Below are 12,896 nucleotides of genomic sequence, written 5' to 3' on the forward strand. Positions count from 1 at the left end.
AGAAGAATATGACTTCGCGTCGAGAATTAGCGAACGCCATACGCGCTTTGAGCATGGATGCCGTACAGAAAGCAAACTCTGGGCATCCAGGCGCACCTATGGGCATGGCGGACATTGCCGAGGTGCTGTGGAATGATCACTTGCGCCACAATCCGTCCAATCCGAAATGGTCAGATCGTGACCGTTTTGTTCTTTCCAACGGCCACGGTTCAATGCTGATTTATTCACTATTGCATTTGAGTGGTTATGATTTGCCCATGAGTGAATTAGCCTCTTTCCGTCAACTACATTCAAAATGTGCGGGACATCCCGAATACGGTTATGCACCAGGCATTGAAACAACGACCGGACCGTTAGGCCAAGGTATTGCCAATGGTGTTGGCTTTGCGATGGCTGAAAAGCTGCTTGCAGAACAATTCAATCGTCCAGGTCATAAAATCGTTGATCATCATACCTATGTATTCATGGGTGATGGCTGTTTAATGGAAGGTATTTCTCATGAAGCCTGTTCATTAGCGGGCACTTGGGGTTTAGGTAACTTAATCGCTTTCTGGGATGATAACGGTATTTCTATTGATGGTCATATTGAAGGCTGGTATACGGATGATACAGCAAAACGATTTGAAGCTTACGGTTGGCATGTTCTGTCAGTAGACGGGCATAATCCTGAAGAGATAAACAAAGCAATTGTCATGGCTAAAGCGATGACTGATATGCCTTCGTTAATCTGTTGCAAAACAACCATTGGTTTTGGATCGCCGAACAAAGCTGGCACTCATGAATGTCATGGTGCGGCTTTAGGTCAACCTGAAATTAATTTAACTAAGGCGGCTTTAGGTTGGGATCATGAAGCTTTTATCATTCCGGATGATGTTTATGCAGCTTGGGATGCTAAAGCAAAAGGAGCAAGAGTCGAAGCGGCATGGGATACTAAATTCTCAGCCTATGAGGCAGAGTATCCAGAATTAGCTGCAGAATTCAAGCGCCGTATGGCTGGCGATTTACCCACTAATTGGAAGGCAGCAACTGACGCGTTGATTGCTGAAACCAACGCAAAAGCAGAAAATCTTGCCACACGTCAATCTTCACAAAAAGTAATTGGAGGATTAGCCCCTACATTACCTGAGTTTTTAGGTGGCTCTGCGGACTTAACAGGTTCTAACTTAACCAGTTGCAGCAGCTTCAAACATGTCAGCGGCAAAGAGATGGGTAATTACATCTCCTATGGTGTGCGTGAGTTTGGTATGTACACTATTATGAACGGTATGGCGTTACATGGTGGTTTATTGCCTTATGGCGGGACATTCCACATGTTCTCTGATTACGCGAAAAGTGCTTTGCGTATGTCAGCGTTAATGAAAATTCGCACCATTGCTGTTTTAACTCATGACTCTATTGGTCAAGGGGAAGACGGCCCAACGCATCAGCCGATCGAGAATACTTCTGCTATGCGCTACATTCCAAATATGGATGTTTGGCGGCCTGCCGATACCACAGAAACTGCGGTTTCCTGGGTAATGGCGGTTGAGCGTATGACAGGTCCTACGAGTTTAGTATTAAGTCGTCAAGGACTGCCTTTCATAGCGCGTACTGATGAACAAATCGCAGCTATTCGCAAAGGGGCATACGTTATTTCGGAAGCAGCGGGCAATGCTCAAGTTATCCTTATCGCTACCGGGTCAGAAGTTGATTTAGCAATAAAATCGCAAGAGGCCTTAGCGGAAAAAGGTATTCAAGCGCGTGTTGTTTCAATGCCATCAACCAATGTATTTGACCGTCAAGACCAAGCTTATAAAGACAGCGTATTAACACCAGGGGTAAAACGTGTTGCGATTGAAGCAGGTGTTACCGATTTTTGGCGTAAATATGTTGGTTTAGAAGGAACGATTGTCGGTATTGATACTTTCGGAGAATCTGCTCCTGGCGGCGTATTAATGAAACACTTCGGCTTTACTGTTGAAAACGTTGTCAAAAACGTGGAAGCAGTACTTTAAATTTTAAAGGCCATGTCTGCGGTAGTTATTGCTTATTAAAAGATCTAAAAACTAAATTGTATTAGGTGCGTGTTTAACTCACTGATTCAGTATTTATAGTTCAAAGGCTAAACAACGCAGATATGGCTACTCTAAAAACAACGCATAGAGGGGGATTCACACGTGAAAATAAATAATTTGACGAATGGTTTAGTTGCTACGCTGTTACTGGCAAGTCCCATAGTAGGGGCGGAAACAGAATATCCAGCAGCAGATTTCAAGCCAAAAGTAATTTATCAGGATACTGACAGCAGCCAAAGCAAGTCTACATCTGCGCCGACCCAGCAAGCTAAATCTGTTGAGTCAACTGAGTCGGATTCAAAATATCCAGCAGCAAATTTTGAACCAAAGGTTCTGTACAAGGATGCAGACTATAAGCCAAGCAAGTTTACGGAAACATCATCGTCGACATCAGAACGAGCAATGACAGGTGATGTGACCGTAAGCGGAGCCCCAAAAGCCGAAGAAGAATCAATGATGAGTTATTTAATAGGATTGGTCGCTTTTGCTGTGGCTGGGTATCTCTTCTTAACTAAGCGCGAGTCAAAAGCCAAAGCTAGCGATTCACGGACATATTCAAGTCATGTTAGCGGACTCTCTGGTGTTGCTCGATACTTGAGAAAGCATAATATGGGACCAGTAACTGGTGTTGCCAGATATTTGGAAAGCCAAGTTGCATCTACAAAAGGCTCAGCCGCAACAAGTAGCGTTCAAAAATATCTTGAAAAACAAGCTAAATCAGCAAAAGAAAAATCAGCACAAGCGGCAACCGGAGTTGAAAAATACATGCGCGACCGGGGGTGATAAGTGGATCAAAATTACTTGATCGATTTAGTGTCTGGACTGTTTGGTTCCAAAAGGGCGATTGAAACTCAAACCAGTCGTCCCTGTACGTATTTGAGTGATTCAAGCGGACTTACCGGAGTCGCCAAGTATTTGAAAAGGCAAGAAGTTGTGCCGGTGCTAAGTGGAGTTGCTAGATATCTGAAAAACTTGGAAGAGTTATCAGTAACCAATGAGGAAGCTGATTTCTTGGAAAGCCAGGAAGAAGCGTTAATAGCAGACGTTGGTCCGAAACTGGAAAACCAGATAGAAACACTTTCCAGTGTCGCCAAGTACTTGAAGAAATTGGATCAATCCCCTGTGAGCAGCGTTGCCAAGTACATGGCAAGACAGGCTATAAATGCAAAACAAGCGCCGAAAATAAGCGGTGTTGCCAAATATGTAGCTAAGCACGCTGTTGTTATAAAAAAAGCACCCGCCAGCAGTGTTACAAAATATGTAGAAAAACAAGCAAAGTCTCCTGTTATAAGCAGCGTTTCTAAGTATTTAATAAAGCAATCTATATCTGCCAAAAACACAGCTGCATCAACGAGGGTCGGTAAATATCTTGAAGACGAGTCTATTGCCACCAGAAAAGCTGCAGCCGCTGCTATAGTTGCTAGGTATCTGGAAGAGCAGCGCCTACTTGCGAAAGAGCAAGAACAAGAAAAAGAAAAAGCACAGCAGTTGGCGAGAGAAAAAGAGATGCAAAAGGCGCAGGAAAGAGCCGCGGCAGCAGCTGCGGCAACTGGAGTAGCTAGGTATTTGGAAAAGCAGGAAATTTTGGCGAAGGAAAAACCACCAGTAAGTGGTGTTGCCAAATATATGGCAAAACAAATTATATCCAGCAAAGAAGCGCCTATTTTAAGTGGAGTTTCAAAGTACGTAGCAAAGCAAGCAATTAATGCAAAAGAAGCTCCAATTTTAAGTGGAGTCGCAAAGTATTTAAAAAAAGAGGCGATGGCCGTAAAGAAAATGCCTAAAGTAAGTGGAGTTGCCAAATATATAGAAAAGAAAGCTGTATCTCCTGTGGCAAGTGGTGTTTCTAAGTATATGATGCGGCAAAATATTTCTGCAAAAGCAAAGCAAGAAAAAGCGTAATTTACTGAGCGGTATTGGTATTAGAAAATATTAGGCATCTTTAAATGTGAGTCGAAAGACCTATATACGAGATCACCGCTCATTGTTGCGATTAAGGTGCTCATGTAAGTTATCTAAAGCTCACTAGATGCATGAAATGAAGCGTAGACGCTGACTTAATTGATTTCCAAAAAGAATGAATTAAATTTGAGGTTCTGCGAAAAAATAATTCATAAAAGTAATCGCTTTAGTTCACATTGGCGGTCGTTTGTTGAGGCTTGTTTTTTGACGATTAATCACTGCTGCTCGGATATAATCCTGTCCCTATAATTATATTAATGTCATACACACGCATTCTAAATGTATTTGGAAATGACGAGTGTATATCTTGATTTTTTAATTTTTAAAATAAAAAAGGAGCCCCCAAATGGCGAAGACTTTACTTGAACAACTGAGAGAAATGACTGTGGTGGTTGCCGATACAGGTGATATCCAAGCGATTGAAACTTTCAAGCCCCGCGATGCGACGACCAACCCTTCGTTGATCACCGCTGCTGCTCAAATGCCGCAATATCAAGGAATCGTTGATGATACTTTGAAAGGTGCCAGAGACACTTTAGGTAAAGATGCCTCTGCAGCGCAAGTGGCTACCCTTGCTTTTGAACGTTTGGCTGTTTCCTTCGGACGGAAGATACTCGAAGTCATTCCAGGACGGGTTTCCACTGAGGTAGATGCCCGTCTTTCTTACGATACCGATGCCAGTGTCCGCGTAGGCCGTGAACTGATTGCTATGTACGAAGCGCAAGGCGTTTCGCGCGAACGAATCCTGATTAAAATTGCCGCGACTTGGGAAGGTATACAAGCAGCTGCCATTCTTGAAAAAGAAGGCATCCACACCAACTTAACTTTGTTATTTGGTCTGCATCAGGCTATCGCCTGTGCCGAGAATGGTATCACTCTAATCTCACCTTTTGTTGGACGTATTCTGGATTGGTACAAAAAAGATACTGGTCGTGATTCTTATGCGCCTGCTGAAGATCCAGGTGTATTATCAGTTACGGAAGTATATAACTACTATAAAAAATTCGGCTATAAAACCGAAGTTATGGGCGCCAGCTTTCGTAATGTCGGCGAAATAGTTGAATTGGCGGGATGTGATTTATTGACTATTGCTCCATCCCTGCTGGCTGAGCTTCAGTCTACTGAAGGTGACCTAGTACGCAAGCTGGATCCTAAAAATGCTGCTAATGCGCCCATCGAAAAATTAAACATTGATAAGGCGACTTTTGACCGCATGCATGCTGAAAATCGCATGGCATCTGAAAAACTTGCAGAAGGCATTGATGGTTTCACTAAGGCATTGGAATCGTTAGAAGGAATTCTTGCGGCACGATTGGCGAGTCTGGAAGGTTAAACAGTTTTAAGCTGCCCGGCGGTATGTTTTCGTATTATAAAGCCGGGTGGTGCTGATTTTCATTCAAACTATACGCAAGGGTAAAATCCCTGCTATGTTTAAAAATTGTAATATATAGAAGACGAATTATAAGTTGCCAATGTTAGCTTTATTGTATTCAGTAGAACTTTTAAAGTAGTATTCAAACCGACTCATTAACTTACATCTGTTTTCAGCTTATGTAATTCTATAAGTTGGGATTATTGTACTGTTTCTAAATTACCTGGTTATCAGGCAACGTGTCTTCGAAAAGGGTGCTAACACCTATGTTGCTCATACATTGATCGTTTCCTTCTGGCGATCTGAAGCAACTGGTGATTTTCTGGCGAACGTTACATGTGGATATTATTTTCGCCTTGATTGTTAAACGGTATCTCAACGTCGGTCATAAAGTGTAAGGTTTAGATTTCATAGTTCCGTAAGCGTTCGATTGCGGGACTTGCTACACGTTTGTGCCAGCCACGCTGACCGGGCGCTTTCATGAGTTCTGGTGTCAAACATTCTGCTACGGCTTGTTTCAGTAAAATCCGATGGGGCAAAATTCGGTAGCTTGCGCCTCGAACAACTCAACTTTCTTGCATTGGAACCAGTAAAAGGTCATTCATCCAGCTTAGCTCAATCTTTTTGCTCCTGTTCGTGTGCATAAGTCTGTTCCGGTGATGGGCATTACTCTGCGCATGCTGACAGATTGATCGAGAATAAGGTTTCCAATGGTCGTGTATATCGGGGAGTCGCTATTTTTGCGAAAGTATTTTTCGGCATCCTCGCCCAGCAAGCGGCAAAGAATATGTGATAGCTAATTCCCGCTGCCCCAGCCTTCCGCTCCTACTCACACCAAGTATCTATATCCTTGTAGGCGACGCGAACGTGATTTCGGAAAGCCTGCATTCTCAGTACTCAAACTACACTTCGTGAAAACACACTCGCTATCAGTTCAGGAAACTATTTTGACTCCTGTCCGCAGCGAAGCAAAGAGTATGGTAGTTCTTCATAATCTAATGAATGCTTTTATGACTTAAACTGATAATTGTAAGAATTAACACCGAATGTTATTAAGCTATTATACATAGGGTATAATTTGCTTCACCTTTGACATTGATTTTACACGGGGAAACATGAGCATCAAACTTTCTAACAGAGTTCAGGCAGTTAAACCATCACCGACTTTGGCGATTACCGCCAGGGCCGCGCAAATGCGTGCTGCGGGCAAAGACATTATCGGCCTTGGCGCCGGTGAGCCGGATTTCGACACCCCTGATCATATCAAGGCTGCGGCGGTTAAGGCTATTGAAAATGGTCACACCAAATACACCGCAGTGGACGGCATCGCCAGCCTGAAAAAAGCCATTATCGCCAAATACAAGAACGATAACGGCCTTGATTACCAAGCCAACCAGATCCTGGTTTCCTGCGGCGGCAAACAAAGCTCATTCAACCTGACTCAAGCCCTGCTTAACGCGGGTGACGAGGTCATTATTCCCGCGCCGTTCTGGGTATCTTATCCTGATATGGTGTTACTGGCTGACGGCGTACCGGTTATTATCGAAACCACCCAGGCGCAAAATTTTAAAATATCACCGGAACAATTGCGCGCCGCGATTACCAATAAAACCCGGTTAATTTTTATCAACAGCCCGTCCAACCCGTCCGGCGTTGCGTATAACCTGGAAGAGCTTAAAGCGCTGGGCGACGTGTTGAAAGATTTCCCGAACATCATCATTGCCACCGATGATATGTACGAGCACATCCTGTGGAAGAAAGGCACGTTTGTTAATATCTTAAATGCGCATCCTGAGTTTTATGACCGCACCGTAGTCATGAACGGCGTATCCAAAGCTTACTCAATGACCGGCTGGCGTATCGGCTATGCCGCAGGCCCGGCGGATTTGATTGAAGCGATGACGACCATCCAATCGCAAAGTACCTCCAACCCGACCTCGATTTCGCAACATGCCGCAGAAGCCGCATTAACCGGCGACCAAAGTTTCATCGACAACATGTGCGTTGAATTTAAAAAACGTCACGATTATGTCGTTAGCGAACTGAACAGCATAGACGGCGTTGAATGCCTTGAAACCGACGGTACGTTTTATGTATTTCCTAATGTGGAAAAGCTGATTGCCAGACTGGACAACATCAATGACGATCTTGGCTTTTCCGAGTATTTAATTGAAGAAGCCGGTGTTGCGTTGGTGCCGGGCTCTGCGTTCGGCACACCGGGGCACATCAGAATTTCGATAGCCACCAGCATGGCGAATCTGCAAAAGGCTATGGAGCGGATTAAGAAAGCGATTTAAGGTTCCTCGTGGGCAAGCGGAGAAATTGCTTGCCCACCCTTACATTTCCGACGAAGTAACACAACCTCATCGGATGGGAGAACACATGGATTTAGTTAATATTAGTGTTGCAATAATAACAGCGATACTGCCTTCTTGGTACTTCGCAACGAAAAAGAGCAAGAAAGATTAAAATCCTTAGAGACTTATACATCGGAGGATAGGTATAAGGTAATCCTTCGGGACAGTTTTTTCACAATCTCTTATTCACTGGGCCTTTCCTTAAGTGTTGCCGGGCTAGCGCTGTTTATTGCGGCAGTGTTACCAATCCCAGAGTTAAAGAGGTTCCTGATTATTTTAACGGCTACCGTTTTTTTTAGTGCTGGATGGATGCTTTTGCAATTGTTTGTCGAATTATCGAGAACGTTTAACCCTATAAAATCTTTAACAAAGAAGAAAAGTAAAATAGAGGCGCTGGAAAAAGAGAAAGATTTATTATAATTTTTAACTTAAAGTTGTAAGGCAAAGCCAAATTCAGCCATTTGTCCTTTGCAAAGCTTTGTTAGCTGCCAGCTCTTCAAGGCGTTCGGCCAGCCTACTTTTATGATGGACTGCCGGGTTACACCCACCCTGCTCGCCTCTTTAATCTAATACATCAATCATCCAGGCAGGAAAATCAACATTTATTCATTTTTGGTTTTGCAAAGTTCTCTTTGCTTTAGATAAGTCCAAGGCATCAAAGATGTCATCTCCCACATCAAAGTTCTTATCAAATTCATCAGCTTTCATATAAGGCTTCCTCTTCTTTTCGTGATCTGCGAGCAGATATAATTCTAATGCGTGTTCCTCGGTATGTGATTACGCCAGACCAATGCTTTCCTGCAATCACGCCAGCAACTAAAAACCGAGGCTCAAGAGGTAAATATTGGGCTGGAATAGATTCACCAATAACAGGCTATTTTAGGAAGCATAATTTACCAAGTCCCGGTATTTTCCATAGCCAGCCATTTCTCCGAAGGTAACAACGGCGCATCTTTCTGCAAAAGCTCGATAGAAATCTTGTCCGGCGAACGGATAAACGCCATGTGTCCGTCACGCGGCGGACGGTTGATAATTACCCCGGCATCCATCAATTTTTGGCAGGTTTCATAAATATTATCGACTTCAAAAGCCAGATGACCGAAGTTGCGGCCGCCCTGATAATCCTCGGTATCCCAGTTATAAGTCAGCTCCAGCAACGGCGCGTGCATTTTTTCAGCCTGATAGGTATCCTCCGGCGCATGCAGATAGACCAGTGTATAGCGTCCTTCTTTATTATCCATCCTGTGGTGTTCGATCAGGCCGAGCTTGTTGCAATAAAAATCGAGTGATTCATTCAGGTCATGAACCCGAACCATCGCATGTAAATAACGCATAGTGTTTCTCCTTGTAATTGTGAGTAATCATTCTAAAGAGCACAAAGTGTATCTGTGCATTTTCTAGGTCGCATCTTGCAGATAAGTCTTTTCTTGATAGCTCCGGCTATGCCAAATAAATCCCAAGGCTGTCGCCAACATCAATGCGGTAAAAAACCAAAAATAATCGGCTCCGGCAAGACGGCTGGAACCGTCCGGGGCTTCAATAAAAAAGTTCACCCCGCTGGTGAACAGGTTCCCGAGCGCAACCGCCGCCATATAAAGCGACATGACCAAAGATTTCATCGTCTTTGGCGCTTGCGTATAGGAAAACTCCAGACAGGTAATCGACACCATCACTTCGGCGGAAGTCATCAATAAATAAGCCGGTAACTGCCAGCAAATATTCGGATGAAACCCTGCATCGATACGCATCTGAATACCGGCTATCCATCCGAACGACAAAACTGAAACAAACAAACCGATGGCGATTTTGTTCAGATAACTTAAATGTAAAAACCTGCCCAGTGCCGGGTATAAAAACTTGTAAAACAACGGCGTGAGCAACACAATCAGCAAGGGGTTGGCGGCTTGAATCTGCGAGGGCAATATCTCGGTATTTAACACGACCCTATCCATCTGTTGCGCCTGCAAAACCCAGGACGAACCGTTTTGGTCGAACAAAGCCCAGAACATCGTAATGAATAAATAAATTCCGCCTAACCGGCCCAGGCAACGCAGGCCTTCTCCGCTCAAGGCCTCATTCACAAAGCCCATTCCGGCTGGGGGGATATGTACAAACCGGTATCGCCCCGACCAGAATATCGCCGTCGCCAACAGCATTAACAAGCCGGGCACCAGAAACGCGACCGATGCGCCGTAGGTTTTCAGCAGCCAAGGCATCATCAACATAGAGACGAAAGCCCCGAGATTAATCCCCAAATAAAACCAACTGAAGATCTTGCTAAGCAAATGCCGATTGCCGACTCCAAACTGGTCGCCGACATGCGCCGAAACACAGGGTTTAATGCCGCCCGCGCCTAATGCAATCAAGATTTGCCCGACGAACAAACCGGTTCGCGTGTCATCCAGCGCCAAGCAAAAATGCCCCAAGCAATAGACAAGCGATAATAAGATGATAGTCCGGTATTTACCCAAAAACCCATCGGCCAGCAACGCCCCTAAAAACGGCGTGAAATAGGTGATGGAGGCGAACAAATGATAATACGCTTTTGCCTCGCTGTCCGACATAGGCGCAAGTTTGCCTGCCGCATCCACCATATATTGGGTCATGAACACGACCAAAATCGCCCGCATGCCGTAATAGCTAAAGCGTTCCGCGAATTCGTTACCAATAATAAAAGGGATGCCGGAAGGTATTTTGGAGGAAAGAACCGGGACGGTACGATATGAAGTGTTCATAAATTCTGGTTCCATTTAAGTTATATATTGTCGCCGTTAAGTAATTTTCCAGTTGTCGCTTGGACACGCCACAATAAATCCGGAATTATTCGTGTTCAAATATTGCTGTTGATCCAGCGGACGATACCCGCAGCATCCATTGCGCCGGACATACGGGCTACTTCACGGCCGGATTTGAATGCAATCAGGGTAGGAATGCTGCGAATATTAAATTGCGCGGCGATGCCCTGCTCCTGTTCGGTGTTGAGTTTGGCTAAGCGCACCTGCGGTTCAAGTGAAACAGCCGCTTGGGCATAGGCTGGAGCCATCATTTTGCACGGCCCGCACCAGGACGCCCAGAAATCGACAACAACAGGAATATCGTTACGTCCAATATGCTGTTGAAAATTTCGGCCTGTCAGTTCCAACGGATGCCCGGCAAACAAAGACTGTTTACATTGCCCGCAACGGGGATAATGGGGCAAGCGGTCCGATGCGACACGATTTACCGTATCGCAATGAGGACAAACAATGTGCAATGTATTCATGGGATGACCCTATTGTTAAGGTTTAGTTGCTCACGATATGAGGCCATCAAGGTTAAAACTCAAACTTTAATTCATATACCCGCCAAAAACCGGCCGAATTCATCGATTAACTGCGGCAATACGCTTAGCATCCGATGGTCGGTGTCATATAGATTCAAGCGGACACGATACTTTTGGCAAAACCGCCAAGCATTTTCAGGCGGCACAATATCGTCCTGCCAACCGTGGAATACCTGAATAGCCTCAGCGCTCGGTTTAAACTCCGTTTGCCGATAACCGGGCAAATAAAACGCAGGCGCCAGAAAAAAAAGCCCTTTGGGTTTGATCGATTCCGATGCGACAGTCGCAACATAAGCGCCCATGCTGGAACCGATTAATACGACTTTATCGTAGCCGGATAAATCCATCGCCAGCAGTTGCTCGACCCGTTTATCGGGATCCAGTTGCTCGCGGTAATCCGGGCTTTCAAATGCATAGCCGTAGCGTTTGGCAACATCGGCAAAACCGACGGTTTTTTCGCCCCAAGGTGTACTGTCTTTTCCGTGATTATATATGACTAATTTTTTCATATCGGTAACTGCCAAGATTGATTAATTGCTGATGAATGGTATTACAATCTTGCACTCTTGTTATAGAAATCTATTTGCCATGCCGACCCAAACAACATTCAAGCCCGCTTGGTGGTTAAGCAACAGCCATTTGCAGACGCTTTATCCTGCTTTATTAAGAAAAGCGCCTGCCCCGCCCGATTACCGACGCGAAAGATTAACGACTCCCGACGGTGATTTTATCGATGTCGATTATTGCGGAACAGGCAATCAACCGCTGATTATCCTGATGCACGGCTTAACCGGCAGCTCGCAATCAAGCTATATTAAAGGCTTACAAGACGCTTTGTTCAGACAAGGTTTTCGCAGTGCCGTGCTTAATTTCCGGGGTTGCAGCGGATCGTCCAACAACAAAGCGCGCTGTTATCATTCAGGCGAAACAGAGGACATTCATTTTCTTTATCAAACCTTGCGCCTGCGCGAACCCGAGACGCCTTTAGGCGCGGTCGGTTTTTCATTAGGCGGGAATGTGTTGCTCAAGTGGCTGGGCGAACAAGGCGATCGATTAGACTTGTTTGCTGCTGTCGCTGTTTCAGTGCCGTTGCTGTTGGGAATCTGCGCGACAAAACTGGATAGCGGTTTTTCGAAATGTTATCGGGTTAATTTATTGCGCGAGTTAAAGATATATATGCAGATCAAACTGCAACATCTGGAGCGCATAGGTCAAGCTGAAGAAGCGATGAAGATCAGAGAGCTGGGCGATTTATCGACAATCGATTCGTTTTGGCAATATGACGACCGGGTTGTAGCCAAATTGCATGGCTTTAGTGATGTACACGATTATTACCGGCGCTCCAGTTCCAGACAATATCTCAAATTCATCAAAGTACCCACGCTATTGATTCAGGCGGTTGACGATCCGTTTATGACAAAGGAAATCCTGCCCGATCCGGATGAACTATCGCCGCATATACAATTGGAAATTACCGATCACGGCGGACATGTCGGGTTTATCTCAGGATCAATACCGTTTAGCCCGAAGTATTGGTTGGATCAGCGGATAACGGAATTTTTGGTGGGCTATATCGTTGACAGGGTTTCTGAGTAGTTATTTTATAAGCAGTCACCACGAACGACTGCACGGATGCAGGAGGTAGAGCAATGCAGGAGCGATTGCCGAGACACGAAGGACACGAAGAGCGCAGGAAAATAAAGTTTCATGCAGCCAGCTTGAGGCGAGGTAAATAACAAGTCTTAACCGTTTCTGAGCTTGCCAAAAGGGACGATCAAGTTAAAAAGTCAAACTTCGTGTCCTTCGTGTCTTCGTGGTGATTTTTTAAG

At 44.9% G+C, this 12,896-nt stretch carries 12 protein-coding genes; 7 read left to right on the plus strand and 5 right to left on the minus strand.

Annotated features, from left to right (window positions below):
- Positions 1-8: 8 nt before the first annotated feature.
- The 6 genes from tkt (at position 9) to EPO18_RS11005 (ending at position 8,165) form a co-directional block, all read left to right on the plus strand.
- Positions 9-1,994 (plus strand): transketolase, encoded by a 1,986-nt coding sequence (gene tkt, locus EPO18_RS10980; RefSeq protein ID WP_292433409.1) that lies wholly within the window; start codon positions 9-11, stop codon positions 1,992-1,994.
- A 162-nt stretch (positions 1,995-2,156) separates the two neighbouring features.
- Positions 2,157-2,837, plus strand: a complete 681-nt coding sequence (locus EPO18_RS10985) for a hypothetical protein (RefSeq protein WP_292433410.1) — start codon at positions 2,157-2,159, stop codon at positions 2,835-2,837.
- 3 nt (positions 2,838-2,840) lie between these two features.
- A complete protein-coding gene (locus EPO18_RS10990; RefSeq protein ID WP_292433411.1) occupies positions 2,841-3,956 on the plus strand; it encodes a hypothetical protein in 1,116 nt (371 codons plus the stop codon).
- Between the two features lie 406 nt (positions 3,957-4,362).
- Entirely contained in the window at positions 4,363-5,349 is a 987-nt protein-coding gene (locus EPO18_RS10995; protein WP_292433412.1) for a transaldolase, read from the plus strand.
- A 1,154-nt stretch (positions 5,350-6,503) separates the two neighbouring features.
- Positions 6,504-7,685 (plus strand): pyridoxal phosphate-dependent aminotransferase, encoded by a 1,182-nt coding sequence (locus EPO18_RS11000; protein WP_292433413.1) that lies wholly within the window; start codon positions 6,504-6,506, stop codon positions 7,683-7,685.
- A gap of 135 nt (positions 7,686-7,820) precedes the next feature.
- The gene (locus EPO18_RS11005) at positions 7,821-8,165 is read left to right on the plus strand and encodes a hypothetical protein (protein ID WP_292433414.1); all 345 of its coding nucleotides are present in this window, start codon (positions 7,821-7,823) and stop codon (positions 8,163-8,165) included.
- Positions 8,166-8,442: 277 nt separating this feature from the next.
- On the opposite strand, the gene EPO18_RS11010 is transcribed toward EPO18_RS11005, so the two are convergent.
- The 5 genes from EPO18_RS11010 to EPO18_RS11030 form a co-directional block, all read right to left on the minus strand.
- Positions 8,443-8,613 (minus strand): BrnT family toxin, encoded by a 171-nt coding sequence (locus tag EPO18_RS11010; protein ID WP_363331497.1) that lies wholly within the window; start codon positions 8,611-8,613, stop codon positions 8,443-8,445.
- A gap of 25 nt (positions 8,614-8,638) precedes the next feature.
- On the minus strand, positions 8,639-9,079 hold the full coding sequence (locus tag EPO18_RS11015) for a VOC family protein (RefSeq protein WP_292433415.1): 441 nt from the start codon (positions 9,077-9,079) through the stop codon (positions 8,639-8,641).
- Between the two features lie 63 nt (positions 9,080-9,142).
- Positions 9,143-10,480 carry a POT family MFS transporter gene (locus EPO18_RS11020; RefSeq protein ID WP_292433416.1) on the minus strand — a complete coding sequence of 446 codons (1,338 nt, stop codon included), beginning with the start codon at positions 10,478-10,480 and terminating at the stop codon, positions 9,143-9,145.
- Between the two features lie 95 nt (positions 10,481-10,575).
- Positions 10,576-11,007: a thioredoxin TrxC gene (trxC, locus tag EPO18_RS11025; RefSeq protein WP_292433417.1), complete on the minus strand. Its 432-nt coding sequence runs from the start codon at positions 11,005-11,007 to the stop codon at positions 10,576-10,578.
- Positions 11,008-11,078: 71 nt separating this feature from the next.
- Positions 11,079-11,576: an alpha/beta hydrolase gene (locus tag EPO18_RS11030; protein ID WP_292433418.1), complete on the minus strand. Its 498-nt coding sequence runs from the start codon at positions 11,574-11,576 to the stop codon at positions 11,079-11,081.
- A 79-nt stretch (positions 11,577-11,655) separates the two neighbouring features.
- On the opposite strand from EPO18_RS11030, the gene EPO18_RS11035 reads away from it, so the two are divergent.
- Positions 11,656-12,663, plus strand: a complete 1,008-nt coding sequence (locus tag EPO18_RS11035; RefSeq protein WP_292433419.1) for a hydrolase — start codon at positions 11,656-11,658, stop codon at positions 12,661-12,663.
- The last annotated feature ends 233 nt before the right edge of the window (positions 12,664-12,896 follow it).

Origin of the sequence: Methylobacter sp. (assembly GCF_004322395.1) — a bacterium.
Classification (GTDB): Bacteria; Pseudomonadota; Gammaproteobacteria; order Methylococcales; family Methylomonadaceae; genus Methylobacter_A.

Bases quoted from the DNA above. Each gene is read 5' to 3' on its own strand.
- tkt (WP_292433409.1), top strand. From the start codon at position 9: ATGACTTCGCGTCGAGAATTAGCGAACGCCATACGCGCTTTGAGCATG.
- EPO18_RS10995 (WP_292433412.1), top strand. From the start codon at position 4,363: ATGGCGAAGACTTTACTTGAACAACTGAGAGAAATGACTGTGGTGGTT.
- EPO18_RS11000 (WP_292433413.1), top strand. From the start codon at position 6,504: ATGAGCATCAAACTTTCTAACAGAGTTCAGGCAGTTAAACCATCACCG.
- EPO18_RS11015 (WP_292433415.1), bottom strand. From the start codon at position 9,079: ATGCGTTATTTACATGCGATGGTTCGGGTTCATGACCTGAATGAATCA.
- EPO18_RS11020 (WP_292433416.1), bottom strand. From the start codon at position 10,480: ATGAACACTTCATATCGTACCGTCCCGGTTCTTTCCTCCAAAATACCT.
- trxC (WP_292433417.1), bottom strand. From the start codon at position 11,007: ATGAATACATTGCACATTGTTTGTCCTCATTGCGATACGGTAAATCGT.
- EPO18_RS11030 (WP_292433418.1), bottom strand. From the start codon at position 11,576: ATGAAAAAATTAGTCATATATAATCACGGAAAAGACAGTACACCTTGG.
- EPO18_RS11035 (WP_292433419.1), top strand. From the start codon at position 11,656: ATGCCGACCCAAACAACATTCAAGCCCGCTTGGTGGTTAAGCAACAGC.